Below are 22,238 nucleotides of genomic sequence, written 5' to 3'. Positions count from 1 at the left end.
GTGCGGGCGCCCGACCGGCGGTCGGCGCGGTCCCCGTCAGTGACACTTCTGCGGGGGGCAGGGGTCCCCACCACACATTTCGTGGCCGTCCGCGCGCTGACCCGGCGCGGGGCGGTTGGACAGGGAGAAACGACAAGGTGGCAGCACCGAAGAAGGGCCGGCGGCCCACGGGGGCTCAGGGGAGGCCGGGGCGCGCCCTGGCGATCATCCTGATCGCGATGGTGGCGCTCACCGCGGGGATGTTCATCTCCAAGCAGACGACTCCCCGGCTGGGCATCGACCTCGCCGGCGGCACGAGCATCACGCTCAAGGCCAAGAGCGAGCCCGGCAAAGAGAACGCCGTCAACGAGACCAACATGAACACGGCGGTCGGCATCATCGAGCGCCGCGTCAACGGACTCGGCGTCTCCGAGGCCGAGGTCCAGACGCAGGGACGCGACCACATCATCGTCAACATCCCCAAGGGGATGAACGAGAAGCAGGCGCGCGAGCAGGTCGGCACCACCGCCCAGCTCTACTTCCGCCCGGTCATCGCGTTCGCGGACGGCGCCCCCGCCGCTCCCGAGGGCACCCAGAGCCCGAGCCCCTCCGCGAGCGGCTCCGGCGCTCCCAAGGCCCAGGACGGGAACAAGACCACCCCGTCCGCCACCCCGTCGTCCAGCGCCACTTCCCAGGGCCGCGCGCTCAGCGAGGGCCTCAAGGCCCCGAACGCGCCCACTCCCACGCCGTCGGCGAGCGAGTCGAAGAAGGCAGACGACAAGGCGGCCCCGTCGCCGTCCGCGAGCGCCCCCGCGCCCGATCCGGCCGCCGCGGACCTGCAGGCCAAGTTCGCCGCGCTCGACTGCACGAACGAGGCGCAGCGCGCGGACGTGGGCAAGGGCGTCAAGCCCACCGACCCGACGCTCGCCTGCGGCCAGCGCGGTGAGCAGTGGGGCAAGTGGCTCCTCGGCCCCGCCGCGGTCGAGGGCAAGGACGTGAAGAGCGCCAAGGGCGAGATCGACCCGCAGTCGGGTCAGTGGATCGTCACGATGAACTTCAACGACCACGGCGCGGACGCCTTCGCCAAGGTCACCGGCGAGCTGGCGGCGAAGCAGATGCCGCAGAACCAGTTCGCGATCGTCCTCGACGGCGACGTCATCTCCGACCCGTCCGTCAGCACGGCGATCACCGGCGGCAACGCGCAGATCTCCGGCGGCTTCGACCAGCAGTCCGCGCAGGACCTGGGCAACATGCTCTCGTACGGCGCCCTGCCGCTGTCCTTCCAGGAGGACAGCGTCACCACCGTCACCGCCGCGCTCGGCGGCGAGCAGCTGCGGGCCGGCCTGATCGCCGGTGCGATCGGCCTCCTCCTCGTGGTCGTCTACCTGCTGGTCTACTACCGCGGCCTGGCCTTCATCGCGATCGTCAGCCTCCTGGTCTCCGCGATCCTGACCTACACGATCATGGCGCTGCTCGGGAAGGGCATCGGCTTCGCGCTGAACCTGCCGGCCGTCTGCGGTGCGATCGTCGCCATCGGTATCACCGCGGACTCGTTCATCGTGTACTTCGAGCGCATCCGCGACGAGATCCGCGAGGGCCGCACCCTGCGTCCGGCCGTCGAGCGCGCCTGGCCGCGTGCCCGCCGCACGATCCTGGTCTCCGACTTCGTGTCGTTCCTCGCCGCCGCGGTGCTGTTCATCGTCACCGTCGGCAAGGTGCAGGGCTTCGCCTTCACGCTGGGTCTGACCACCCTGCTCGACGTGGTCGTGGTGTTCCTCTTCACCAAGCCCGTGATGACGCTGCTGGCGCGTACGAAGTTCTTCTCCAGCGGTCACCCGTGGTCCGGGCTGGACCCGAAGCGGCTGGGCGCCAAGCCCCCGCTGCGCAGCTCCCGCCGTACCGCCGGCGCCCCCGCCCCCGTCGAAGCAAAGGAGGCGTGAGAGATGTCGAAGCTGGGAGATCTCGGCGCCAAGCTGTACCGCGGTGAGGTCGGCTACGACTTCGTCGGCAAGCGCTTTCTCTGGTACGGCGTTTCCATCCTGATCACCATCACGGCGATCGTGGCCCTGGCCGTACAGGGCCTGAACATGGGCATCGAGTTCAAGGGCGGAGCGGTCTTCACCACCCCGAAGACGGCCGTCTCGGTCGCCAAGGCGACGGAGGCCGCGGAGGAGGCCTCCGGCCACGACGCGATCGTCCAGGAGCTCGGCACCGGCGGCATGCGCATCCAGATCTCCGGTCTGGACACCGCCGCCGCCACCGACGTGAAGAAGGAACTGGCCACCGACCTCAAGGTCACCGAGGCCGACATCAACGCCGACCTGGTCGGCCCCAGCTGGGGCGAGCAGATCGCGAACAAGGCCTGGACCGGCCTCGGCGTCTTCATGGTCCTCGTGGTGATCTACCTCGCCATCGCCTTCGAATGGCGCATGGCCGTCGCCGCGCTGATCGCCCTGATCCACGACCTCACCATCACCGTCGGCGTGTACGCGCTCGTCGGCTTCGAGGTCACCCCGGGCACCGTCATCGGTCTGCTGACCATCCTCGGTTACTCCCTCTACGACACCGTCGTCGTCTTCGACGGTCTGAAGGAGGGCTCGAAGGACATCACCAAGCAGACCCGCTACACCTTCAGCGAGATCGCCAACCGCAGCATCAACGGCACCCTGGTCCGTTCGATCAACACCACGGTCGTGGCGCTGCTGCCGGTCGCGGCCCTGCTGTTCATCGGCGGCGGCTTCCTGGGCGCCGGCATGCTGAACGACATCTCGCTGTCGCTGTTCGTCGGCCTCGCGGCCGGTGCGTACTCCTCGATCTTCATCGCGACCCCGCTGGTCGTGGACCTCAAGGAGCGCGAGCCGGCGATGAAGGCGCTGAGGAAGCGGGTGCTCGCCAAGCGCGCGTCCGCCGCGGCCAAGGGCGAGTCCGCGGACGACACCCACGGCTCCGATGACGAGCCGCAGGTCGTCTCGCAGGGCCGGCAGCAGCCGGGGCGGCGGCGTTGACCGCTCAGTTGTCCGACGACGTACGGACCCTCCTGCTCAGCCGCATCAAGGACGTGGCGGACTACCCGAAGCCGGGCGTGATGTTCAAGGACATCACCCCGCTGCTGGCGGACCCCGAGGCGTTCGGCGCGCTGACCGGCGCGCTCGTGGAGCTGGCCGGGCAGTACGGCGCGACGAAGATCGTCGGGCTGGAGGCGCGCGGGTTCATCCTCGCGGCCCCGGTGGCGGTGCAGGCCGGGATCGGCTTCGTGCCGGTGCGCAAGGCCGGCAAGCTGCCGGGCGCGACGCTCGCGCAGTCGTACGAGCTGGAGTACGGCACGGCGGAGATCGAGGTCCACGCCGAGGACCTGGCGGCCGGCGACCGGGTCATGGTCATCGACGACGTGCTCGCCACCGGCGGCACGGCGCAGGCGTCCCTCTCGCTGATCCGGCGGGCCGGGGCCGAGGTCGCCGGCGTGGCGGTCCTGATGGAGCTGTCCTTCCTCCCGGGCCGGGCCAAGCTGGCCGCGGCCCTGGCAGGGGCTCCGCTGGACGCGCTGATCGTGGTCTGACCGCGCCCGCGCGTACGTGACGGCGGGCATCCGGAAATCTCCCGGGTGCCCGCCGTTCGCGTGCGCGGGCCGTTGCGGCAGGCTCGGCGAACGGGGTGACCCAACCCTCGCTACGATGGGTTATCCGGACCGGACACGGGCACCGGACCCACCCCCTGACTCCGTCCGGGGGGACCCCCGTGAGGAGCGCTCTTGCCAGACGAGGTCCAGCCAATCTCCGCCGCGCAGCCCGACCCGCAGGCCGAGCAGGCCACGGCGGCCGCTGCCACGCCCCCGCCGACCCCGCCGGCCGAGCCCGCCCCGAAGCCGGCGCCGGTCAAGCCCGCGCCCGCGAAGTCGGCCGCGTCCTCCAACCGGGTGCGCGCCCGCCTGGCCCGCCTAGGCGTGCAGCGTTCGAACCCGTACAACCCGGTACTGGAGCCCCTGCTCCGCATAGTCCGCAGCAACGACCCGAAGATCGAGACGTCGACGCTGCGCCAGCTCGAACAGGCCTACCAGGTGGCCGAGCGCTGGCACCGCGGCCAGAAGCGCAAGAGCGGCGACCCGTACATCACCCACCCGCTCGCGGTCACGACCATCCTCGCCGAGCTCGGCATGGACCCGGCCACCCTCATGGCCGGCCTGCTGCACGACACCGTCGAGGACACCGAGTACGGCCTGGAGGACCTGCGCCGCGACTTCGGCGACGCCGTGGCGCTGCTCGTCGACGGCGTCACCAAGCTCGACCGGGTGAAGTTCGGCGAGGCGGCCCAGGCGGAGACCGTCCGCAAGATGGTCGTGGCCATGGCGAAGGACCCGCGCGTCCTGGTCATCAAGCTCGCCGACCGGCTGCACAACATGCGCACGATGCGCTACCTCAAGCGGGAGAAGCAGGAGAAGAAGGCCCGCGAGACCCTTGAGATCTACGCCCCGCTGGCGCATCGGCTGGGCATGAACACGATCAAGTGGGAGCTGGAGGACCTCTCCTTCGCGATCCTCTACCCCAAGATGTACGACGAGATCGTGCGCCTGGTCGCCGAGCGCGCGCCCAAGCGTGACGAGTACCTCGCCCTCGTCACGGACGAGGTCCAGGTGGACCTCAGAGCCGCCCGGATCAAGGCCACCGTGACGGGCCGCCCCAAGCACTACTACAGCGTCTACCAGAAGATGATCGTCCGCGGCCGTGACTTCGCGGAGATCTACGACCTGGTGGGCATCCGCGTCCTCGTCGACACCGTCCGCGACTGCTACGCGGCCCTCGGCACGGTGCACGCGCGGTGGAACCCGGTCCCGGGCCGGTTCAAGGACTACATCGCGATGCCCAAGTTCAACATGTACCAGTCGCTCCACACGACGGTCATCGGGCCCAGCGGCAAGCCCGTCGAACTGCAGATCCGCACCTTCGACATGCACCGCCGCGCCGAGTACGGCATCGCCGCGCACTGGAAGTACAAGCAGCAGACCGTCGCGGGCACCTCCAAGGTCCGCACCGACGTCCCCCAGGCCGCCAAGGGCAGCGCCGGCCAGGACACCGTCAACGACATGGCGTGGCTGCGCCAGCTGCTGGACTGGCAGAAGGAGACCGAGGACCCGGGCGAGTTCCTCGACTCGCTGCGCTTCGACCTCTCGCGCAACGAGGTCTTCGTCTTCACCCCCAAGGGCGATGTCATCGCGCTGCCGGCCGGTGCCACCCCGGTGGACTTCGCGTACGCCGTCCACACCGAGGTCGGCCACCGGACGATAGGGGCCCGCGTCAACGGCCGCCTCGTCCCGCTGGAGTCGACCCTCGACAACGGCGACCTGGTCGAGGTCTTCACCTCGAAGGCCGAGGGGGCGGGACCGTCCCGCGACTGGCTGGGCTTCGTCAAGTCCCCGCGGGCCCGGAACAAGATCCGCGCCTGGTTCTCCAAGGAACGCCGCGACGAGGCCATCGAGCACGGCAAGGACGCCATCGCGCGGGCCATGCGCAAGCAGAACCTGCCGATCCAGCGGATCCTGACCGGCGACTCGCTCGTGACCCTCGCGCACGAGATGCGCTACCCGGACATCTCCTCCCTGTACGCGGCGATCGGCGAGGGCCACGTGGCCGCGCAGGGCGTCGTACAGAAGCTGGTCGCGGCCCTCGGCGGCGAGGAGGCCGCCAACGAGGACATCGAGGAATCGATGCCCGCGCGGACCCGCGGCAAGCGGCGCAGCAACGCCGACCCGGGTGTGGTCGTCAAGGGCGTCGACGACGTGTGGGTCAAGCTCGCCCGCTGCTGCACCCCGGTGCCCGGCGACCCGATCATCGGGTTCGTCACGCGCGGCAGTGGCGTATCGGTTCACCGCGCGGACTGCGTCAACGTCGACTCCCTCTCCCAGCAGCCCGAAAGGATGCTGGAGGTCGAGTGGGCGCCCACCCAGTCCTCGGTCTTCCTGGTCGCCATCCAGGTCGAGGCGCTGGACCGGTCCCGGCTGCTGTCGGACGTCACCCGGGTCCTCTCCGACCAGCACGTCAACATCCTGTCGGCGGCGGTGCAGACCTCCCGCGACCGGGTGGCCACCTCCCGGTTCACCTTCGAGATGGGCGACCCCAAGCACCTCGGCCACGTCCTGAAGGCCGTCCGGGGCGTGGAGGGCGTCTACGACGTCTACCGCGTGACCTCGGCCCGCCGGCCGTAGGGGCACCCTCCCCGGGCCGCAGCCCGCATGACGAAGGGCCCCGGTACACGGAACGCGTACCGGGGCCCTCGTCGGTGGCGGGATATCAGCCGCCGAACTCCTCCAGGCCCTTCAGCGCCTGGTCCAGCAGGGCCTGGCGGCCCTCCAGCTCACGCGACAGCTTGTCGGCCTTGGCGTTGTTGCCCGCCGCGCGCGCCGCGTCGATCTGCCCGCGCAGCTTGTCGACCGCCGCCTGGAGCTGGCCGGTCAGACCGGCCGCACGGGCCCGCGCCTCCGGGTTCGTACGGCGCCACTCGCCTTCCTCGGCCTCCTGGATGGCGCGCTCCACCGCGTGCATCCGGCCTTCTACCTTGGGCCGGGCGTCGCGCGGCACGTGGCCGACGGCCTCCCAGCGCTCGTTGAGCGAGCGGAACGCGGCACGGGCCGCCTTCAGGTCCGTCACGGGTACGAGCTTCTCGGCCTCGTCGGCGAGCTCTTCCTTGAGCTTCAGGTTCTCGGTCTGCTCGGCGTCACGCTCCGCGAACACCTCGCTGCGGGCCGCGAAGAACACGTCCTGCGCACCGCGGAAACGGTTCCACAGATCGTCCTCGGCCTCGCGCTGCGCCCGGCCCGCCGCCTTCCAGTCCGCCATCAGCTCGCGGTAGCGGGCGGCCGTCGGACCCCAGTCGGTCGACTTCGACAGCGACTCGGCCTCCGAGACCAGCTTCTCCTTGACCTTGCGGGCGTCCTCACGCTGCGCGTCCAGCGAGGCGAAGTGCGCCTTGCGGCGCTTGGAGAAGGCGGAACGGGCGTGCGAGAACCGGTGCCACAGCTCGTCGTCCGACTTGCGGTCCAGGCGCGGCAGGCCCTTCCAGATGTCCACCAGGGCGCGCAGGCGCTCGCCGGCACTGCGCCACTGGTCGCTCTGCGCCAGCTGCTCGGCCTCGGCGACCAGCGCGTCCTTGGCCGCCCGGGCCTCGTCCGCCTGCTTGGCCTTCTGGGCCTTGCGCTCCTCGCGCCGGGACTCCACGGTCTCGACCAGCTTGTCCAGACGCACGCGCAGGGCGTCCAGGTCGCCCACGGCGTGGTGCTCGTCGACCTGCGTGCGCAGGTGGTCGATCGCCGTCTGGGCGTCCTTGGCGGACAGATCAGTGGTCCGCACCCGCTTTTCGAGGAGGCCGATCTCGACCACCAGGCCCTCGTACTTGCGCTCGAAGTAGGCCAGAGCCTCCTCAGGGGTGCCCGCCTGCCACGAACCGACGACCTGCTCGCCATCGGAAGTACGCACGTACACGGTGCCCGTCTCGTCGACTCGGCCCCACGGGTCGCTGCTCACAGCGCCTCCTCCACCTGATGCCTGCGAGGGGTTCACCCCCTGGGCATCGTCCACAGTTTCCTGGGGCGGGCAGCGCCCGCCCTGCACAACGCCAACATAGGCGACCGCCGGGCCGGCTGTCCGCATCCCGCACGACGGAATATCGGCGCAGAGGGCGGGCCGGCCGGCCCGTGGGTCGCTCACCCCGTCAGTTCTGGGTGACGGTGCCCTTCTCGATCTTGACATCGTTCTTCGGCGCACCGTCCTGGCCGCCGTCGACCGTGCCGGCCTTGGCGATCTCCTCCAGGACCTTCAGGCCTGCCGCGTCGATCTTGCCGAACGGCGTGTACGTCGGCGCCAGCGGGCTGTCCTTGTAGACCAGGAAGAACTGGCTGCCGCCCGAGCCGGGCCGGCCGGTGTTGGCCATGGCCACCGTGCCGGCCGGGTAGATCACCTGGCCCTGCTCGTTGGCCTTGCCGAGCGAGTCCAGGTTCTCGTCCGGGATGTTGTAGCCCGGGCCGCCGCGGCCGGTGCCCTCGGGGTCGCCGCACTGGAGCACGAAGATCCCCCCGGCCGTCAGCCGGTGGCACTTGGTGTTGTCGAAGTAGCCCTTGTCGGCGAGCGACTTGAACGAGTTCACCGTCTGCGGGGTCTTCGCCGCGTCCATCGCGAAGTTGATGTCACCCGCGCTGGTCTTCAGCGCGAAGGTGTACTTCCCCTTCTGGTCGATCGCCATCTCCGGCGAAGGGGACTGCTTCGGCTCGGGCGCGGTCGCCGAGGCCGACGGGTTCGCCGCCGGGTCCGCGGCCTGGTCCTTCTTGTCCTTGTCGAAGACACCGCCCACGATCAGGCCCACCAGCGTCGCGATCACCACGGCGACCACCGCGCCGATCACCGCCGCCCGCTGGCGCGTCTTCTTCCGGGCCTCGGCGCGGCGCTTCTGCTGGCGCTCGTACTTCTCCCTGGCGAGCTGTCGCCGCCGCTGATCGCTCGTGACCACCGGGTCGTCTCCTTGTACGTGTCTGATACTGCTGTCCGGGCTGGGATAGGCCGTACCGTATATGGGTTCGCTGTGTAATGAGCGGCGCCGGTAGGCTCTGAGCAGCAGGATTGACGACCTGCACCCTCCCGCCGACGACGATTGAGGACGAACGTGCTGATTGCCGGGTTCCCCGCAGGCGCCTGGGGCACCAACTGCTACGTGGTCGCCCCCGCCGCCGGCGAGGAGTGCGTCATCATCGACCCGGGCCACCAGGCCGCCCAGGGTGTCGAGGAGACGCTGAGGAAGCATCGGCTCAAGCCCGTCGCGGTCGTCCTGACCCACGGCCACATCGATCATGTGGCCTCGGTGGTCCCGGTGTGCGGAGCACACGACGTACCGGCCTGGATCCACCCCGAGGACCGCTACATGATGAGCGACCCGGAGAAGGCCCTCGGCCGGTCCATCGGGATGCCCCTCATGGGCGAGCTGACCGTGGGGGAGCCCGACGACGTCCGCGAGCTGGCCGACGGCGCCGCCCTGAGATTGGCCGGAATGGACTTCTCCGTGGCGCACGCGCCGGGCCATACCAAGGGGTCGGTGACCTTCCGGATGCCCGAGCTGGCCGACATCCCGCCGGTCTTCTTCTCGGGCGACCTGCTCTTCGCCGGCTCCATCGGACGAACCGACCTGCCGGGCGGCTCCCACGCCGAAATGCTCGATTCGCTGGCCCGCGTGTGCCTGCCGCTCGACGACACGACCGTGGTGCTGTCCGGCCACGGTCCCCAGACCACCATCGGCCGCGAGCGCGCGACCAACCCGTACCTGCGGGAGGTCGCCGCCGGCCTGGCAGCGGACCCGACAGCCGCTCCACGACGAGGAATGTGACGAAAGCTTCGTGGCTACTTTTCAGGCCCCCAAGGGCACGTACGACCTGATCCCGCCGGTCTCCGTGAAGTACCTGGCGGTACGCGAGGCCATCGCGGCCCCGCTCCGCAACTCCGGCTACGGCTACATCGAGACCCCCGGCTTCGAGGACGTGGGCCTCTTCGCCCGCGGCGTAGGCGAGTCCACCGACATCGTCTCCAAGGAGATGTACGCCTTCGAGACCAAGGGCGGCGACCAGCTCGCCCTGCGCCCCGAGGGAACCGCCTCCGTGCTGCGCGCCGCCCTGGAGGCGAGCCTGCACAAGAAGGGCAACCTGCCGGTCAAGCTCTGGTACTCCGGCTCGTACTACCGCTACGAGAAGCCGCAGGCGGGCCGCTACCGCCACTTCTCGCAGGTCGGTGCCGAGGCGATCGGCGCCGAGGACCCCGCGCTGGACGCCGAGCTGATCATCCTGGCCGACCAGGCGTACCGCTCGCTCGGCCTGCGCGACTTCCGGATCCTGCTGAACTCGCTCGGCGACAAGGAGTGCCGCCCCGTGTACCGGGAGGCCCTGCAGTCCTTCCTGCGAGGCCTCGACCTCGACGCGGAGACCATGCGCCGCGCCGAGATCAACCCGCTGCGCGTGCTCGACGACAAGCGGACCGACGTCCAGAAGCAGCTCGTCGGCGCCCCGGTGCTGCGCGACTACCTGTGCGACGCCTGCAAGGCGTACCACGAGCAGGTCCGGGTCCTGGTGACCGCGGCCGGCGTCGCCTTCGAGGACGACGACAAGCTGGTGCGCGGCCTGGACTACTACACCCGCACCACCTTCGAGTTCGTCCACGACGGCCTGGGCATCGCGGTCGGCGGCGGCGGCCGCTACGACGGCCTGTCCGAGATGATCGGCGGACCGGCGCTGCCGTCGGTCGGCTGGGCGCTCGGCGTGGACCGCACGGTCCTCGCGCTGGAGAAGGAGGGCGTCGAACTCGACATCCCCGCGTCGACCTCCGTGTTCGCCGTGGCACTGGGCGAGGCCAAGGCGACCGTGTTCGGGCTCGTGACGCAGCTGCGCAAGGCGGGCGTCGCGGCGGACATGTCGTACGGCGGCAAGGGCCTCAAGGGCGCCATGAAGGACGCGAACCGCAGCGGTGCCCGCTTCGCGATCGTCGCGGGCGACCGCGACCTCGCCGAGGGGGTCGTCCAGCTCAAGGACATGGAGTCCGGGGACCAGACGGCCGTGCCCGTCGGCGAGCTGATCGACACGGTCCAGGCCCGCCTCGCCTGACGGCGGCGGCAGCGAACGCCTGAGCACGGGGCCGGGGATCTTTCCCCGGCCCCGTCCGTTCACAGGCTCGTACGGCACAATGGCCCGTGCTTGATCACCTGGCAGATGTGGAGCGGGCGGTATGACGACACGGGATACGGACGCGGAGACCGCCCGGGGGCCGGCCTTCGGGGCGAGCCGGGCGCTGGCCCTGCTGCTGGTGATCACGGGGGCCGCGGGCCTGCTCGCCGCCTGGGTGATCACGATCGACAAGTTCAAGCTGCTGGAGGACCCGAACTTCACACCGGGCTGCAGCCTCAACCCGGTCGTCTCCTGCGGCAACATCATGAAGAGCGACCAGGCGGCCGTCTTCGGCTTCCCGAACCCCATGCTGGGCCTGGTCGCCTACGGCATCGTGATCTGCGTCGGCATGAGCATCCTGGCCGGCGCCCGGTTCCGCGCCTGGTACTGGCTCACCTTCAACGCCGGCACGCTCTTCGGGGTCGTCTTCTGCGCCTGGCTCACCTACCAGTCGCTCTACAACATCAACGCGCTGTGCCTGTGGTGCTCCCTGGCGTGGGTCGCCACGATCCTGATGTTCTGGTACGTCACCTCCCACAACGTCCGCGCCGGGCTGCTGCCGGCCCCGGGCTGGCTGAAGGGCTTCTTCGAGGAGTTCACCTGGGTGCTGCCGGTCCTGCACATCGGGATCATCGGCATGCTGGTCCTGACCCGCTGGTGGGACTTCTGGACCTCCTGACGGCGGCCGGCGTTGTCGGTGGGCTCGCTTAGGCTTCCCATGTGGAACCAGACCTGTTCACCGCCGCCGCCGAAGAGCGCCAGGAGAAGGACCCCGCGAGCTCGCCGCTCGCCGTCCGTATGCGCCCGCGCACCCTGGACGAGGTCGTCGGCCAGCAGCACCTGCTGAAGCCCGGATCACCGCTGCGGCGACTGGTCGGGGAAGGGGCCGGAGGCCCGGCCGGCGCCTCCTCGGTGATCCTCTGGGGCCCGCCCGGCATCGGGAAGACGACCCTCGCCTACGTGGTCAGCCAGGCCACGCAGAAGCGCTTCGTGGAGCTCTCCGCCATCACCGCGGGCGTCAAGGAGGTACGGGCCGTCATCGAGGGCGCGCGCCGCGCGGCCGGAGGGTACGGCAAGGAGACCGTCCTCTTCCTCGACGAGATCCACCGCTTCAGCAAGGCCCAGCAGGACTCCCTGCTGCCGGCCGTCGAGAACCGCTGGGTGACGCTGATCGCGGCCACCACGGAGAACCCGTACTTCTCGATCATCTCCCCGCTGCTGTCGCGATCGCTGCTGCTCACGCTGGAGCCGCTGACCGACGCCGACCTGAGCGGCCTGATGCGGCGCGCGCTCACGGAGGAGCGGGGCCTGGCAGGGGCGGTGACCCTGCCGCAGGACGCCGAGGCGCACCTGCTGCGGATCGCAGGCGGCGACGCCCGGCGCGCGCTGACCGCACTGGAGGCGGGGGCCGGCTCGGCCATCGCCAAGGGCGAGGACGAGATCACCCTCCAGACCCTGGAGGAGGCGGTCGACCGGGCGGCGGTCCGCTACGACAAGGACGGCGACCAGCACTACGACGTGGCGAGCGCCCTGATCAAGTCGATCCGCGGTTCCGACGTGGACGCAGCGCTGCACTACCTGGCGCGGATGATCGAGGCCGGCGAGGACCCCCGGTTCATCGCGCGCCGCCTGATGATCTCCGCGAGCGAGGACATCGGCCTCGCGGACCCGACGGCGCTGCCGCTCGCGGTGGCCGCGGCCCAGGCCGTGGCGATGATCGGCTTCCCGGAGGCCGCGCTGACCCTCTCGCACGCCACCATCGCCCTTGCCCTGGCCCCCAAGTCGAACACCGCCACGACCGCGATCGGCGCGGCGCTGGCCGACGTACGGGCGGGCCTCGCCGGCTCCGTCCCGACGCACCTGCGGGACGGGCACTACAAGGGCGCGGCCAAGTTGGGGCACGCCGTGGGGTACGTGTACCCGCACGACGTGCCGGGCGCCATCGCCGCCCAGCAGTACGCCCCGGACGAGATCCACGGCAAGCAGTACTACGAGCCGACCCGCTACGGCGCCGAGGCCCGCTACGCGGACGTGGTGGAAAAGGTCCGCGAACGCCTCCGCGGCACCGACCGCGGCTAGGGAGTGTCGTCAAAGTCCCGCAGGGCCGGCGGGGCCGCCCTTCGGGCGGCCGACGCCACTTCGACGACACTCCCTAAGGCGTGCCCGAGCCGGGCTGTCCGAGCTGCCCGGCGGGCTGTCCGTGACCGCGCCGGAGAAGCGGGCGCTGCAGGACGTGCCGGCCGCCCGCCCTCAGTGAGCGGCGGCCGAGAAGAGGGTGCCCATCGCCCGGCGCAGGCCGCAGATGTCCTTCACCGGCTCCGGGAAGTCGAAGCGGGCGTCGAAGGAGCCGCCGGAGGCGCCGCCGGTGAAGCGGACGCGCAGGCCGGCGCGGTCGAGGGCGAGCGGGACGGCGCTCATGCCCCGCGCCCCTCGGTCGCCGAGCAGCCCGCACAGCTCGCCGATCCGGTCGCCGTGGGCGGAGTGCAGGTGCTGGAGCAGCTCCGCCTCGTGCGGGGACACCGGGTCGGGCTCCGCCGCGGCCAGGTCGTCGGGGTCCACGTGCTCGGCGCCCCACAGGTCGTCCACGGTGATCTCGCCGACCTCCAGGCGCAGCATCATCCAGGCCGGGCGCCCGGCGTGAGGGGCGTCGAGGGACTCGCCCAGGCCCAGCAGCTCGCCCACGGGGTGCCGCTCCGCGAGCAGCGCGGCGCACGCCCCGCGGTCGTCCCCGCGCACCGGCGTCAGCCACCCGGCCAGCCAGGCCCGGCCTCGGATACGATGTGGAACGGACACCGGCGCCACATCCGTGATCTCGATCACGGCGGTGAGGTCGTCGTCCTGGGCGTGAGCGGCTGCCCTGGCAGCCGTGGATTCCCCTGAGACAAGGAGAATCACGTCCCCGTCCGGGGTGGCGGTCCGCGCGACCGGCATCCCTGTCCCGAACTCCTCGGACCCGTGACTGTCACGAGCACCGATCAGTGTGAGGGATACTGAGGCGTTGGACTCTACGAGGGTTCGTACGCGTTCGGCTCCGGTGAGCTGCCGAACGCCTTCCCTGGGACGCGGCTGACCTTGCTTATCGTCGGCGCAAGCGGATTCTGTTTCGTCTGAATCCGAACTGCGTTGCGCACTGGGCAGGGGGATCCCATGTGGTCGAGACATTACGTCCTCCTCGCTAAGGTAAGCCTCACCTAACTTACATGGAGGTAGGTTCCCCGTGAACCAGAAGCGACCCAAGGTCAAGAAGTCTCGCGCCCTCGGCATCGCCCTGACGCCGAAGGCCGTCAAGTACTTCGAGGCCCGCCCCTACCCGCCGGGCGAGCACGGCCGTGGCCGCAAGCAGAACTCGGACTACAAGGTCCGTCTGCTGGAGAAGCAGCGTCTGCGCGCTCAGTACGACATCTCCGAGCGCCAGATGGCCCGCGCGTACGACCGCGCCAAGAAGGCCGAGGGCAAGACGGGCGAGGCGCTCGTCGTCGAGCTCGAGCGTCGTCTCGACGCCCTGGTCCTGCGTTCGGGCATCGCCCGCACGATCTACCAGGCCCGCCAGATGGTCGTTCACGGCCACATCGAGGTCAACGGCGCCAAGGTCGACAAGCCGTCGTTCCGTGTCCGCCCGGACGACGTCATCACCGTGCGCGAGCGCAGCCGCGAGAAGGTTCCGTTCCAGGTCGCCCGTGAGGGTGGCTACGCAGGCGAGGGCGAGACCCCGCGCTACCTGCAGGTCAACCTGAAGGCCCTGGCCTTCCGCCTGGACCGCGACCCGAACCGCAAGGAAATCCCGGTCATCTGCGACGAGCAGCTCGTCGTCGAGTACTACGCCCGCTGATCTTCCGGCAGGCGTAGCCCTCACAGGCTGGTGGAAACCCGCCGCTCCCTCCATGGGGCGGCGGGTTTTCCGCGTTCCGGGGGTACGACACCTCCTACGGCTGGTCCGCCGGCGCCGTGCTGCGCGCGACCCGCGGGCCGGGCACCCCGCCCCGCTCGGCCGGCCGCGGCGCCGGCGCCGCCCCCCCCGCAGCGCCCGCACCACCAGCGCCTCCCCACCCAGCTCCCGGGCCTCGGCCGCGTACGCCGCGTACCGCTCGGCGCCCAGCAGCTAGCCCGCCCGCGCCCGGCACATCAGCCGCGGGGCGCCGAACAGCTGCAGCCCCACCCCGCCCCACATCGGCTCCGCCGCGCCCTGGAGCACCGCGACCTCGGCCGGCTCCCCCTCCGCGACCGTCACCAGCGCGCGGCCTCCAGGAGCCGCCCCACCTCGGCGAGTTCGGCACCCCGCCCGATGAACCCGCTCAGCTCCGAGGGAAGATTGCCCCGGGCGGTATGTCGAAGGGGTCTCTGTCGCATCGGACACGGAGCGTACTGGTCCGGATGCACTGCGTCCAAGATGCGTCGCCCCTACCCCGAATTCGGGTACGGCCGGGTATCCCCGGCGCGATAGGGTCGGAGGACCATTTGTAGGAATCGCTGCCGCCGGCGGTTCGGGTACAGACAGAGAGCGGTGTGACGTGTCCGGTGTAGAGGTGGCCGGGATCATCGTGGCCGTCTTCTGGGCCATCCTGATCTCCTTCCTCGCCGTCGCCCTGGTGCGGCTGGCGCAGGTGCTCAGGGCGACGACCAAGCTGGTGTCCGAAGTGACCGACCAGGCCGTACCGCTCCTGGCCGACGCCTCCAGCACCGTCCGCTCCGCGCGCACCCAGCTCGACCGGGTCGACGCCATCGCGAGCGACGTCCAGGAGGTCACCTCCAACGCCTCCGCGCTGTCCTCCACCGTGGCCACCGCCTTCGGGGGACCGCTGGTGAAGGTCGCGGCCTTCGGCTACGGCGTCCGCAAGGCGCTGGGCAAGGGGGACGCCGCCCCGGGCGGCGTGCCGCCGAAGGCATCCCGCCGTACTGTGATCGTTGGCCGAACGGTGCCGGCCGCCCGGCGCCGGAAGCAGAAGGACTGAGACGCCGATGTTCCGCCGAGCCTTCTGGTTCACCGCAGGCGCAGCCGCCGGCGTGTGGGCCACCACCAAGGTCAACCGTCAGCTCAAGAAGCTGACGCCGGAGAGCCTCGCGGCCCAGGCCGCCGACAAGGCCGTCGAGGCGGGCCACCGCCTCAAGGACTTCGCCCTCGACGTCAAAGCGGGAATGACGCAGCGCGAGGACGAGCTGAACGACGCACTGGGGCTCCACCAGGACCCCGACCGGCCCGACAACGTCACCGCCCTCCCCGGGCCGCGACGGCTGCGGGCCATCGAGAACGACCAGAGCAACCCCCGACCAAAGCTTTCGTACAACCGGAATGAGGACCACTGATGGAGTCGGCTGAAATCCGCCGCCGCTGGCTGAGCTTCTTCGAGGAGCGCGGTCACGCCGTTGTCCCTTCGGCGTCGCTCATCGCGGACGACCCGACTCTGCTGCTGGTCAACGCGGGCATGGTCCCCTTCAAGCCGTACTTCCTCGGTGAGACCAAGCCCCCGGCCCCCCGCGCCACCAGCGTGCAGAAGTGCGTCCGTACGCCGGACATCGAAGAGGTCGGCAAGACCACCCGCCACGGCACGTTCTTCCAGATGTGCGGCAACTTCTCCTTCGGCGACTACTTCAAGGAAGGCGCCATCAAGTACGCCTGGGAGCTGCTCACCAGCTCCGTGGCGGACGGCGGCTACGGCCTCGAGCCCGAGAAGCTCTGGATCACCGTCTACCTCGACGACGACGAGGCCGAGACGATCTGGCGCGACGTCATCGGCGTCCCCGCCGAGCGCATCCAGCGCCTGGGCAAGAAGGACAACTTCTGGTCCATGGGCGTCCCCGGCCCCTGCGGCCCGTGCTCGGAGATCAACTACGACCGCGGCCCGGAGTTCGGCGTCGAGGGCGGCCCGGCCGTCAACGACGAGCGCTACGTGGAGATCTGGAACCTGGTCTTCATGCAGTACGAGCGCGGCGCCGGCGACGGGAAGGAAGACTTCCCGATCCTCGGCGACCTGCCGTCGAAGAACATCGACACCGGTCTCGGTCTCGAGCGCCTCGCCATGATCCTGCAGGGCGTGCAGAACATGTACGAGACCGACACCCTGCGCGTGGTCATGGACAAGGCCACCGAGCTGACCGGCGTCCGGTACGGGGCCGCCCGGGACACCGACGTGTCCATGCGCGTCGTCGCCGACCACATCCGCACCTCCGTCATGCTCATCGGCGACGGCGTCACCCCCGGCAACGAGGGCCGCGGCTACGTGCTGCGCCGCATCATGCGCCGCGCCATCCGCAACATGCGCCTCATGGGCGCCACGGGACCCGTCGTCCAGGACCTCGTCGACGTCGTGATCGACACGATGGGGCAGCAGTACCCGGAGCTCATCACCGACCGCAAGCGCATCGAGACCGTCGCGCTCGCCGAGGAAGCCGCCTTCCTCAAGGCCATCAAGGGTGGCACCAACATCCTCGACACCGCCGTGACCGATACCAAGGCCGCCGGCGGCACGGTCCTCTCCGGTGACAAGGCGTTCCTGCTCCACGACACCTGGGGCTTCCCGATCGACCTCACCCTGGAGATGGCCGCCGAGCAGGGCCTCTCCGTGGACGAGTCCGGCTTCCGCCGCCTGATGCAGGAGCAGCGCGACCGCGCCAAGGCCGACGCCAAGGCCAAGAAGACCGGCCACGCGGACATGTCCGCCTACCGGGAGATCGCCGACGGCGCCGGCGCCACCGAGTTCACCGGCTACGCCACCAACCAGGGCGAGTCCACCATCGTCGGCCTGCTGGTCAACGGCGTCTCCGCGCCCGCCGCCTCCGAGGGCGACGACGTCGAGGTCGTCCTCGACCGCACCCCCTTCTACGCCGAGGGCGGCGGCCAGCTCGCCGACCAGGGCCGCATCAAGCTCGACTCGGGCGCCGTCATCGTCGTCCGCGACGTGCAGCAGCCCGTCCCGGGCGTCTCCGTGCACAAGGGCTCCGTCCAGGTCGGCGAGGTGACGGTGGGCGCCTCCGCGTACGCCGCCATCGACGTGGGCCGCCGCCGGGCCATCGCCCGCGCCCACTCGGCCACGCACCTGACGCACCAGGCGCTGCGCGACGCCCTGGGCCCCACGGCCGCCCAGGCCGGTTCCGAGAACAGCCCCGGCCGCTTCCGCTTCGACTTCGGTTCGCCGAACGCCGTCCCGGGCACCGTCCTCACCGACGTCGAGCAGAAGATCAACGACGTGCTCGCCCGCGAGCTGGACGTCACCGCCGAGATCATGAGCATCGACGAGGCGAAGAAGCAGGGCGCCATCGCCGAGTTCGGCGAGAAGTACGGCGAGCGCGTGCGCGTCGTCACCATCGGCGACTTCTCCAAGGAGCTGTGCGGCGGCACGCACGTCGGCAACACCGCCCAGCTGGGTCTGGTGAAGCTGCTCGGCGAGTCCTCCATCGGCTCCGGCGTGCGCCGCGTCGAGGCCCTGGTGGGCGTGGACGCGTACAACTTCCTCGCCAAGGAGCACACGGTCGTCGCCCAGCTGCAGGAGCTGGTCAAGGGCCGTCCGGAGGAGCTGCCGGAGAAGATCGCCTCGATGCTCGGCAAGCTGAAGGACGCCGAGAAGGAGATCGAGAAGTTCCGCGCGGAGAAGGTCCTCCAGGCCGCCGCCGGTCTCGCCGCCAACGCCCAGGACATCCACGGCGTCGCCCTGGTCGTCGGCCAGGTGGCGGACGGCATCGGCGCCGACGACCTGCGCAAGCTGGTCCTCGACGTCCGCGTGCGGATCCCCGGCGACCGTCCGGCGGTCGTGGCCCTGTTCACCGTCGCGGGCGGCCGCCCGCTGACCGTCATCGCGACCAACGAGGCGGCCCGCGAGCGCGGTCTCAAGGCCGGTGACCTGGTCCGTACGGCCGCCAAGACCCTCGGCGGCGGCGGTGGCGGCAAGCCGGACGTCGCCCAGGGCGGCGGCCAGAACCCGGCTGCCGTCCCGGAGGCCATCAGCGCCGTCGAGCGCCTCGTCGTCGAGACGGCCTGACGATGACACTGCGCCGCGGCCGCCGACTGGCCATCGACGTCGGGGACGCCCGGATCGGGGTCGCGTCCTGCGACCCCGATGGGGTGTTGGCCACACCGGTGGAAACCGTTCCGGGCCGGGACATCCCCTTCGCCCACCGGCGGCTGCGGCAGCTCGTCGAGGAGTACGAGCCCCTCGAAGTCGTGGTCGGCCTCCCCCGCTCGCTCAGCGGGCGGGAAGGGCCGGCCGCGGCCAAGGTGCGCGCCTTCGCGAACGAACTCGCCAAGGGCATCAAGCCGGTGACGGTCCGTCTGGTGGACGAGCGGATGACCACGGTCACCGCCGCCCAGGGGCTGCGCGCCTCCGGCAGGAACGCGAAGAAGGGCCGGTCGGTCATCGACCAGGCCGCCGCTGTGGTGATCCTTCAGAACGCTCTTGAGACCGAACGGGTATCAGGTAATCCGCCTGGCGAGTGCGTCGAAGTGGTTGTCTGATCGCGATACGGTAACGTTCCGCGCGATGAGACGGCATTCGAACAGCCGTCGCCCACCGTCAAAGAGGCGGAACCGGGTGCCACGGACGACGGAGTCCATGGCCCCGCGTCTCGCGGCTCTAGGGGACCGATGACTGAGTATGGCCGGGGCCGTGGCCCCGAACCCTGGCACCCTGAGGACCCCCTGTACGGGGACCAGGGGTGGACCGGGCACCAGACCCAGCAGGGCCAGGTGCCGTACGCCGGTGCCCCGCAGCAGGAGTACCAGCAGGAGCCCCAGTACCAGCAGCAGTACCCCCAGCAGCCGCAGTACCAGGAGTACCAGCAGTACCCCGAGTACCAGCAGCAGCAGTACGCGCAGCAGCAGTACGCCCAGCCGCAGCAGGGGTACGCCCCGCAGCAGGCTCAGCATCCCCAGCAGGCTCAGCACCCGCAGCAGGCTCAGCCGCCGCACCAGTACACGCCGCAGCAGGGGCAGCCCCCGCAGCAGGGGCAGCCCCAGCAGCCGGTGTACGACAGCCAGGGCTGGGACACCGGCCAGAGCCAGTACACGGCCGCGGTGCAGACCGACCCGTACGCGGGGGCGGACTACGCCCAGCACCCGTCGGCCGGCTACCCGGGCGAGACCCCCGACCTCTACGGCACGGCCGAGGCCTACCCGCCGCCGCAGCCCCCGGGCCGGCGCCACCTGGAGCCGGAACCGGTCGAGCAGGAGGAGCCCGAGAGCGACCTCCCCGTCGGCGGCGCGGGTCGCGACGGCGAGGACGACGGTGACGGAGACGAGCCCGCGGGCCGTCGCGGCGGCCGTTCGCCGAAGGGCGGCAAGAAGCAGCGCAGCGGCACGGCCTGCCTGCTCGCCGCCGTGGTCATCCTCGGCGTGGTCGGTGGTGGCGGCTACTACGGCTACACCTACATCAAGGCCAGGTTCGCCCCTGCCGAGGACTTCGCGGGCGAGGGCGCCGGCGAGGTCGTCGACGTGGAGATCCCCAAGGGCGCGGGCCTGGGGCAGATGGGCCGCATCCTCAAGGAGGCCGGCGTCGTCGCCAGCGCCCAGGCCTTCGTCGACGCGGCGAACGCCAACCCCAAGGGCAAGTCCATCCAGCCGGGTGTCTACCCGATGAACAAGAAGATGTCGGGTGCGGCCGCCGTCGCGCTGATGATCGACCCCACCAAGCTGAACGTCATCACCGTCACCGAGGGCATGCGCAACTCCAAGGTGTACGAGGCGATCGACAAGAAGCTGAGCAAGCCGGAGGGCACCACCCGGGAGATCGCCCTGCGCGACGCCAAGAACCTGGGGCTGCCGGCCTGGGCCGGGAACAACCCCAAGCTCATGGACCCGCTCGAGGGCTTCCTGTTCCCGACGCGCTACGACCTCAGCAAGGACAGCACACCCGAGTCGCTGCTCAAGCAGATGGTCAAGAACGCCACCGACAAGTACGCGGAGCTGGGCATCGAGGCCAAGGCCAAGGAGCTGGGGCTGGAGAACCCGCTCCAGGTCGTCACGGTCGCCAGCCTCGTCAACGCCGAGGGCAAGAACCACGACGACTTCCGCAAGATGTCCGAGGTCGTCTACAACCGCATGAAGAAGACCAACGACGTCACGAACCAGAAGATCGAGTTCGACTCGACGTACAACTACGCCAAGAACCAGAGCGAGATCAACTTCAACCTCAAGGAAGCCCAGGCGTTCAACAACCCGTACAACACCCACTTCATCAAGGGGCTGCCCGTCGGCCCCATCGGGAACCCGGGCATGGACGCCCTTACCGCTACGCTCAACCCGGACCACGGCGGCTGGATGTTCTTCGTGTCGGTCGACGGCAACACGACGACCTTCACCAAGACCTACGACGAGCACCTCAAGCTCGTCGCCGAGTTCCAGGAACGGCAGAAGCAGAAGAACGGCGGGTAGCAGGACATGACACGGATACGGGCCGCGGTGCTGGGTTCGCCCATCGAGCACTCGCTCTCACCGGTGCTCCACCGTGCCGCCTACGGGGAGCTCGGCCTCGACGACTGGTCGTACGACCGCTTCGAGATCGACGAGGCCGCGCTCCCCGGGTTCGTCGCCGGGCTCGGCCCCGAGTGGGCCGGGCTGTCGCTGACCATGCCGCTCAAGCGGGCTGTCATCCCGCTGCTGGACGGCGTCAGCGACACGGCGGCCTGCGTCGAGGCCGTCAACACGGTCGTCCTCACACGGGACGGCCGACGCCTGGGCGACAACACCGACATCCCCGGCATCGTCGCCGCGCTCCACGAGCGCGGCGTCGAGAAGGTCCCCTCGGCCGCCGTCCTCGGGGCCGGGGCCACCGCCTCCTCGGCGCTGGCCGCGCTCTCGCGGATCTGCACCGGCGAGGTCACGGCGTACGTCCGCTCGTCGGCGCGCGCCGGCGAGATGCGCCGGTGGGGCGAGCGGCTCGGCGTCCCCGTCCGCACGGCCGACTGGTCCGAGGCCGCAGCGGCGCTGGAGGCGCCCCTGGTCATCGCGACCACCCCGGCCGGAGCCACCGACGAACTGGCCGCGGCGGTCCCGGCCGCCCCGGGCACCCTCTTCGACGTCCTGTACGACCCCTGGCCGACGGCCCTGGCCGCCGCCTGGTCACAGCGCGGGGGCAAGCTCCTGGGCGGCCTGGACCTGCTGGTGCACCAGGCGGTCCTCCAGGTCGAGCAGATGACGGGCCGCTCCCCGGCGCCGCTCCAAGTGATGCGGCGCGCAGGCCTCGCGGCCCTCTCAGGAGCCCGCTGAGGCTCCGGCGCGGCCGGCCGGTCCCGTCGGCGGGCGATCTTGGCGGGATTGTGGCTACTCGGCGGTAATATCACCCGCTACCCTGTTCACCTGCACTTTTACAGGGGGATGGGATGGACGGAACGGACACGGAGCAGCTACTCGCGTCGAAGTGGGACCTCCCCTTGGCGCTCTTCAGCCTGATCAGGGTGGCCTTCGGAGACTTGCCGGTATGGGCCAAGGCCGTCGTCTTCGGACTCCTCGGTTCCGTCGGCGTGTGGACGGCGATCAGCTGGCTCCGCGGCCGCCGCAGCCGCGTCCGCTGACCTCCAAGGCGTCCGACAGCTGGACCGGGGCCCAAGAAACCACTCCGGACGTGGGAGGATTCGGGTGAGGCGGGTCCGGGCC

General features: G+C 70.5%; 20 protein-coding genes. 16 read left to right on the top strand and 4 right to left on the bottom strand.

All coding sequences use genetic code 11. The annotated features are described in order from the left end of the window. The first annotated feature begins 137 nt into the window (after positions 1 to 137). From secD to ACZ3X1_RS21240, 4 genes are all read left to right on the top strand, one after another. The gene (gene secD / locus ACZ3X1_RS21255) at positions 138 to 1,919 is read left to right on the top strand and encodes a protein translocase subunit SecD (RefSeq protein WP_356813162.1); all 1,782 of its coding nucleotides are present in this window, start codon (positions 138 to 140) and stop codon (positions 1,917 to 1,919) included. Positions 1,920 to 1,922: 3 nt separating this feature from the next. Then, positions 1,923 to 2,984: a protein translocase subunit SecF gene (gene secF, locus ACZ3X1_RS21250; protein ID WP_356813163.1), complete on the top strand. Its 1,062-nt coding sequence runs from the start codon at positions 1,923 to 1,925 to the stop codon at positions 2,982 to 2,984. Beyond that, positions 2,981 to 3,535: an adenine phosphoribosyltransferase gene (locus ACZ3X1_RS21245; protein WP_356813165.1), complete on the top strand. Its 555-nt coding sequence runs from the start codon at positions 2,981 to 2,983 to the stop codon at positions 3,533 to 3,535. Before secF ends, ACZ3X1_RS21245 begins: the two co-directional genes overlap by 4 nt. 192 nt (positions 3,536 to 3,727) lie before the next feature. After that, entirely contained in the window at positions 3,728 to 6,175 is a 2,448-nt protein-coding gene (locus ACZ3X1_RS21240; RefSeq protein WP_356813166.1) for a RelA/SpoT family protein, read from the top strand. Positions 6,176 to 6,260: 85 nt separating this feature from the next. Here ACZ3X1_RS21240 and ACZ3X1_RS21235 read toward each other — a convergent pair whose 3' ends face one another. Both ACZ3X1_RS21235 and ACZ3X1_RS21230 read right to left on the bottom strand, forming a co-directional pair. Beyond that, the gene (locus ACZ3X1_RS21235; protein ID WP_356813167.1) at positions 6,261 to 7,490 is read right to left on the bottom strand and encodes a DUF349 domain-containing protein; all 1,230 of its coding nucleotides are present in this window, start codon (positions 7,488 to 7,490) and stop codon (positions 6,261 to 6,263) included. Between the two features lie 187 nt (positions 7,491 to 7,677). Next, positions 7,678 to 8,469 (bottom strand): peptidylprolyl isomerase, encoded by a 792-nt coding sequence (locus ACZ3X1_RS21230; RefSeq protein ID WP_356813168.1) that lies wholly within the window; start codon positions 8,467 to 8,469, stop codon positions 7,678 to 7,680. A gap of 153 nt (positions 8,470 to 8,622) precedes the next feature. Here ACZ3X1_RS21230 and ACZ3X1_RS21225 point away from each other — a divergent pair, with 153 nt between their 5' ends. From ACZ3X1_RS21225 to ACZ3X1_RS21210, 4 genes are all read left to right on the top strand, one after another. Further along, positions 8,623 to 9,336: an MBL fold metallo-hydrolase gene (locus ACZ3X1_RS21225; RefSeq protein ID WP_356813169.1), complete on the top strand. Its 714-nt coding sequence runs from the start codon at positions 8,623 to 8,625 to the stop codon at positions 9,334 to 9,336. Between the two features lie 10 nt (positions 9,337 to 9,346). After that, positions 9,347 to 10,600, top strand: coding sequence for a histidine--tRNA ligase (gene hisS, locus ACZ3X1_RS21220; protein ID WP_467280629.1), 1,254 nt, complete (start codon positions 9,347 to 9,349; stop codon positions 10,598 to 10,600). A gap of 121 nt (positions 10,601 to 10,721) precedes the next feature. Beyond that, the gene (locus ACZ3X1_RS21215; RefSeq protein ID WP_356813171.1) at positions 10,722 to 11,339 is read left to right on the top strand and encodes a vitamin K epoxide reductase family protein; all 618 of its coding nucleotides are present in this window, start codon (positions 10,722 to 10,724) and stop codon (positions 11,337 to 11,339) included. 41 nt (positions 11,340 to 11,380) lie between these two features. Beyond that, complete coding sequence (locus ACZ3X1_RS21210; protein WP_356813172.1) at positions 11,381 to 12,739, top strand: replication-associated recombination protein A; 1,359 nt, start codon at positions 11,381 to 11,383, stop codon at positions 12,737 to 12,739. A 171-nt stretch (positions 12,740 to 12,910) separates the two neighbouring features. On the opposite strand, the gene ACZ3X1_RS21205 is transcribed toward ACZ3X1_RS21210, so the two are convergent. Beyond that, the gene (locus tag ACZ3X1_RS21205) at positions 12,911 to 13,591 is read right to left on the bottom strand and encodes a DUF2470 domain-containing protein (RefSeq protein WP_467280628.1); all 681 of its coding nucleotides are present in this window, start codon (positions 13,589 to 13,591) and stop codon (positions 12,911 to 12,913) included. A gap of 286 nt (positions 13,592 to 13,877) precedes the next feature. Here ACZ3X1_RS21205 and rpsD point away from each other — a divergent pair, with 286 nt between their 5' ends. Next, complete coding sequence (gene rpsD, locus ACZ3X1_RS21200; RefSeq protein WP_030026606.1) at positions 13,878 to 14,489, top strand: 30S ribosomal protein S4; 612 nt, start codon at positions 13,878 to 13,880, stop codon at positions 14,487 to 14,489. Between the two features lie 270 nt (positions 14,490 to 14,759). Here the strand turns inward: rpsD and ACZ3X1_RS21195 are convergent, their stop codons facing one another. Next, complete coding sequence (locus ACZ3X1_RS21195) at positions 14,760 to 14,888, bottom strand: hypothetical protein (protein WP_467280627.1); 129 nt, start codon at positions 14,886 to 14,888, stop codon at positions 14,760 to 14,762. 280 nt (positions 14,889 to 15,168) lie between these two features. Here ACZ3X1_RS21195 and ACZ3X1_RS21190 point away from each other — a divergent pair, with 280 nt between their 5' ends. The 7 genes from ACZ3X1_RS21190 (at position 15,169) to ACZ3X1_RS21160 (ending at position 22,156) form a co-directional block, all read left to right on the top strand. Further along, positions 15,169 to 15,609 (top strand): DUF948 domain-containing protein, encoded by a 441-nt coding sequence (locus tag ACZ3X1_RS21190; protein WP_356813177.1) that lies wholly within the window; start codon positions 15,169 to 15,171, stop codon positions 15,607 to 15,609. 7 nt (positions 15,610 to 15,616) lie between these two features. Next, positions 15,617 to 15,961 (top strand): DUF6167 family protein, encoded by a 345-nt coding sequence (locus ACZ3X1_RS21185; protein WP_356813178.1) that lies wholly within the window; start codon positions 15,617 to 15,619, stop codon positions 15,959 to 15,961. Beyond that, entirely contained in the window at positions 15,961 to 18,630 is a 2,670-nt protein-coding gene (gene alaS, locus ACZ3X1_RS21180; protein WP_467280626.1) for an alanine--tRNA ligase, read from the top strand. Before ACZ3X1_RS21185 ends, alaS begins: the two co-directional genes overlap by 1 nt. A 2-nt stretch (positions 18,631 to 18,632) precedes the next feature. Beyond that, positions 18,633 to 19,103 carry a Holliday junction resolvase RuvX gene (gene ruvX, locus ACZ3X1_RS21175; protein WP_030028999.1) on the top strand — a complete coding sequence of 157 codons (471 nt, stop codon included), beginning with the start codon at positions 18,633 to 18,635 and terminating at the stop codon, positions 19,101 to 19,103. A gap of 129 nt (positions 19,104 to 19,232) precedes the next feature. After that, positions 19,233 to 21,017 carry an endolytic transglycosylase MltG gene (gene mltG / locus ACZ3X1_RS21170; RefSeq protein WP_356813180.1) on the top strand — a complete coding sequence of 595 codons (1,785 nt, stop codon included), beginning with the start codon at positions 19,233 to 19,235 and terminating at the stop codon, positions 21,015 to 21,017. 6 nt (positions 21,018 to 21,023) lie between these two features. Continuing rightward, a complete protein-coding gene (locus ACZ3X1_RS21165; RefSeq protein ID WP_467280625.1) occupies positions 21,024 to 21,851 on the top strand; it encodes a shikimate dehydrogenase in 828 nt (275 codons plus the stop codon). A 113-nt stretch (positions 21,852 to 21,964) separates the two neighbouring features. Beyond that, positions 21,965 to 22,156: a hypothetical protein gene (locus ACZ3X1_RS21160; RefSeq protein ID WP_356813182.1), complete on the top strand. Its 192-nt coding sequence runs from the start codon at positions 21,965 to 21,967 to the stop codon at positions 22,154 to 22,156. Positions 22,157 to 22,238 lie beyond the last annotated feature (82 nt).

This window comes from Streptomyces sp. NPDC023541, from assembly GCF_055559995.1.
Note: the sequence above shows the minus strand (reverse complement) of the source record. Positions and strands in the feature narration are given on the sequence as shown.